At 64.5% G+C, this 4001-nt stretch carries 2 protein-coding genes and 1 pseudogene; all 3 read right to left on the bottom strand.

Annotated elements, in window-relative coordinates:
- Positions 1-1167 (bottom strand): McrC family protein (locus ACK42S_RS16230; RefSeq protein WP_409709920.1); only part of this gene is annotated, 1167 nt, incomplete at its 3' end.
- Positions 1168-1183: 16 nt separating this feature from the next.
- Positions 1184-3706: an McrB family protein gene (locus ACK42S_RS16225; protein WP_409709917.1), complete on the bottom strand. Its 2523-nt coding sequence runs from the start codon at positions 3704-3706 to the stop codon at positions 1184-1186.
- A pseudogene (locus ACK42S_RS16220) lies at positions 3703-4001 on the bottom strand (restriction endonuclease subunit R); the annotation flags it as partial. The gene ACK42S_RS16225 and the pseudogene ACK42S_RS16220, both read right to left, overlap by 4 nt.

Raw genomic sequence — 4001 nt, 5'->3', positions numbered from 1 at the left:
CCTCGGAAAGATCAGCACCACGTCTCCCTGACCATCGAGGTAGCTCTGGCCATAGGCGTGCAGCTGATAGAAGTCACCCTGATCCAGTCCGTACTTGTCGGCGCCCGTCGCCCTCCTGTCGTCGAGCAGCTTCCATTTCGTGTCGAGCACCAGGCGGTTCTTGCCCGCTTCCTGGACGAGCAGATCCGGCTTCAGGCGAAACCAGTCCTGCTCCTGATGCCGAACCAAGGAGAAGCTGCGTGCCTGCGTCCGCAGCGTGAACGGGGGCGCCAGCTGTCGAGCAAGATGCTTGGCGACATAGGCCTCGAACACCGCCTCCATCGGGAACAGCAGTGACGGCGCCCGATGACCACCCGCCCCGGTGAGTGGCGATTCATCTCCCAGGATCAGCCTTGCCCATGCCAGGGCATCGGCGTAGTGCCCCATACCGCGATCCAGACGAACCCTGGAGAAGTCCACGGCCGGTCGTTCCGACTGCGGCACCTCGGCGAACACAAAGCACAGCTCACGAGCGAGTTGCTGATGCGCCTGCGCCGCCGTCCACGACAGGGCGCGCCGAAGCGCTGCGTGCAGCAAGCGGTTCTCGGGCCGGTTGGTCGAGAACTCGTCGAACTCCGCAAAGAAGCGATCCCGTCGGCACAGGTTCTGCCGCAGGTGCATGGCCATCTGCAGTTTGCCGCGCAGCGCGATGACGTTGTCCTGCCGCAAGCGATAGTCGCTGCGCAGGCCTCGCTTGACGATGTGCTCCACGGCGCGCAGGAACTCGCCAATGAACACCTCCAGCAAAGGCATGCGTGTGGCCACGAGCTTGGCGCTGTCGGTCTGGACGTGGCGGAAACCGCCTAGGCAGCGCAGCATCTCGACCAGCAGCCGGCGAGCCTGCGCATCACCACCGCCGATCGACCTGCCGACCTTCGGCAGTACCTCGATCTGGAAGCCATCCGGGGCGCGGATCACGCCGACAAAGCTGGTGACCTGAACGGCCCTGCGGCCGCGGCGCTGCGTGACACGAACCCAGGCCGATTCGCTCGCCTCGGCAGCACGCAGCGCCTGCGATTCCAGCCAGGTGAAGACGCTGGGCGGCACCGGGTGGAATCCGCCGGCATCGGGCGCACCGGGCGCCATCGCCACCAGCGCCTCGAACTCGTAGATCGTGATGCCGGCCATACACCCGCCTCGATCCTCAGGCGGTCGCCTGGTAGATCGCCATGTATGCCAGCGGCTGCGAAAATGCCGATTCCTGCAGGCTGTACCGCCGCTTGGTGGCGTAGCTGTCGAGCCCGTGATCATTGCCGAACAGGGTGGACAGGTCCTGCTCGTGGTCAACGCTCTCGCGGATGAACTGGATCGCCGGGTCGCCCTTCTGGTTGTCCGCCAGCACCAGACGAATCTTGCGCCAGTCCTCGAAGAAGTACTCCTCCAGCAGCGGGACGATGCGGTGGCGGAACGTGGCGGCCAGGGCCTCGAACCGCGGCGGCCCGTCTTCGGAGTCTGCGAGGCCTGTGAAGTAGGCATGGCCGATGCAGTGGTCGCGGTCGTACAGCGCCTCGATGCGCTCGTTCATCCGCTGCAGCAGCAAGCGGATATCGATCACCCCCGCATCCGTCGTAACCACCAGCGCAGCCAGCGGCGCACTGTCTGGGTCAGCAGGATCCTTCTCGGCGCGCGTGTCGGGCATCAGCGGCACGAACTCGAAACGACGACGCAGGGCAGTATCCAGCAAGGCCAGCGATCGATCCGCCGTGTTCATCGTGCCGATGATGTCCACGTTGGCGGGCACGGAGAACTTCTCACCCGAATAGGCCAAGGTCACTTCCGCGGGCGGACTACTGCCATCGAGCGGGTCGCGCTTGTCGGCCTCAACCAGCGTGATCAACTCGCCAAAGATCTTGCTGATGTTGCCCCGGTTGATTTCGTCGATCACCATCGCGAACCGCTGATCGGGCGACTGACGCGCCTTGCGGCACAGCTCCTTGAACACGCCCGGGCGAATCTCGTAGGCCACTTCGCCTGCCTCCGCCTCGCCGGCCAGCACCGGCCGCAGGCCCTCGACGAAATCCTCATAGCCGTAGGACTGGTGGAAGGTGACGAAGCTGTAGCGCTGCACGGCGCCGGCGTCTTGCTGCCCCTGCTTGAGTTGTTCGACGAGCGCGATCAGATCCGCGCAGGCCTCTTGCCAGTCACCGGCAAACTGCCATACCGAGTCCACCGTCTTGTCGAACACAGCCGGGCTCAGGCGCTTCTTCATCTTGACCGTCGTGGACTCGTCCACGGTGTGGTTCTGCAAGGTACGCCAGAGCGTCTGTCGCACATTGCGGTTTGACCCATTGGCCGCGGTGATGGCCTGGATGAATCGGTGCGCCGCGATGTCCGCCACCTTGGCTTTGCCGCCGAGGTCATGCAGTGCGGCGGCGGCGCCCTCCCACCACTTGAGTACGGCGATCTTCTCGGCGATGAGCTGGCTTTGCCAGGCCTCGGTGGAGATCGATTTCGCCGGCTGCTCGTAGTCGCGCTTGAGCAACCGGGTCAGCGTGTACGTCTTGCCGGTTCCCGGTGGGCCGTAATAGATGCGGTTCACGCAGGTCGCGACGGGCTTGCTGGCCGTGATCGGCGTCGGCACCTGCGCTGTCGCGGGCGTCTGTGCAGCGCCGGTGTCGAGACTGGCTGCCTCGATGGGTTCACCGGCCAACGCGGCCAATTCCGCCAAGTCCGTGCCGAAGTAAGGCTTGAGCAAGGTGGACTCGAACTCGGGCAGGTCGTGCGCACCCACCTGCCAGAAGGTCGAATTGCCCTGCGGCGACCATCCCTTGGAGTTGGCGGTGTAGCGATCCGTGCGCTGGGCGGGCTTGAGGACACGGTAGCTGCGCTGTAACCAGCCATCTCCCTTGTCGCAGGGCATGGCCTCCGAAGTGAACTGCCCGATGCGCTGCGGGCTGTTGCCGTGGCAGAGGAAGAACAGCGTGCCAACCGGCGCCTCGGCAAACTTCTTGCCTTGCTCCTTGCCGGTATCGCGATGCATCACCGCCCACTGACCCTCCAGGTATTGCTGGCGTTCGGCCTCGGTGAAATTGGGCGGGTTGCCATGCGAGAGCTTCGAGATCGCCAGGTTCTTCTTGCTCCACGCCTCCCACACTTGCCGCCCGAATTCCAGGATGCCGAGGTCGGCAGGCCGCTTCGCCAACGTCGCCTTCTGCAGCGCAGCCATGCTCTGGCTTGCGGTGCCGCCGACGAATACGGCCAACGGCGCCCGCTTGAAGATGTCCACGATCACCGGTGCCTGCCGGTGCTGATAGTGGAAGGCAATCTTCCACTTGATGGCCTCACCCAGGTAATCGAAGGCCTCGATGCCATCGAGATCACCTTGGGCGGCGAGGTCCGCTACCTGCACGACGTAACCGCGCACCTTCTGGAAGGCCTCTTCAGCTGTCGCACCGAGCGATGAATACCAGCCGTGGGTCTCCGAGTAGCTCAGCTTGGTATCCGACCTCTTATCGTCGGTGTTGCTGCGCGAGAAGACGCCGAACTTGAATGCCGACCCGCCCCAGATGCTGCCCATCTCATCGAGGCGAGATTCGATCCAGTACGTGAAGCTGTCCTTCGAACCGGCCTGGGTGTACTCGTCCAGCGTCATCGTGGCCAGGCGGGTGCGCGGCCACGTGGCGAGGAACTCGTCCCACAGGGCGTACTGCCGCTGGAAGTCGCTCATCCCAGCTTCTCCTCGATCCACTCCCACCGCTTGTCCTTGACCATCACGAAGCGGCAGCGCCCTTCGGACAGGTTCGCCCACAGGCCGCCGATCAACCGGTCATCTTCCGCACCAGCCCAACGATCCGCGCCCTTGTACTCGACGGCGAGGATCGGGCCGGGCTTTTCTGCGCTGCCCGGCAGCTGACACAGGAAGTCAGGGTAGAAGCGCCCGTCGGCCTTCTGCAGGAAGAACGAACTGCCTTCGCGTCGAACGAGGTTGCGCACCCAGAACTGGATGCGCCCCTGCTGCGCCT

Source organism: Caldimonas sp. (assembly GCF_046289365.1).
Lineage (GTDB): Bacteria > Pseudomonadota > Gammaproteobacteria > Burkholderiales > Burkholderiaceae_C > Caldimonas.
Note: the sequence above shows the minus strand (reverse complement) of the source record. Positions and strands in the feature narration are given on the sequence as shown.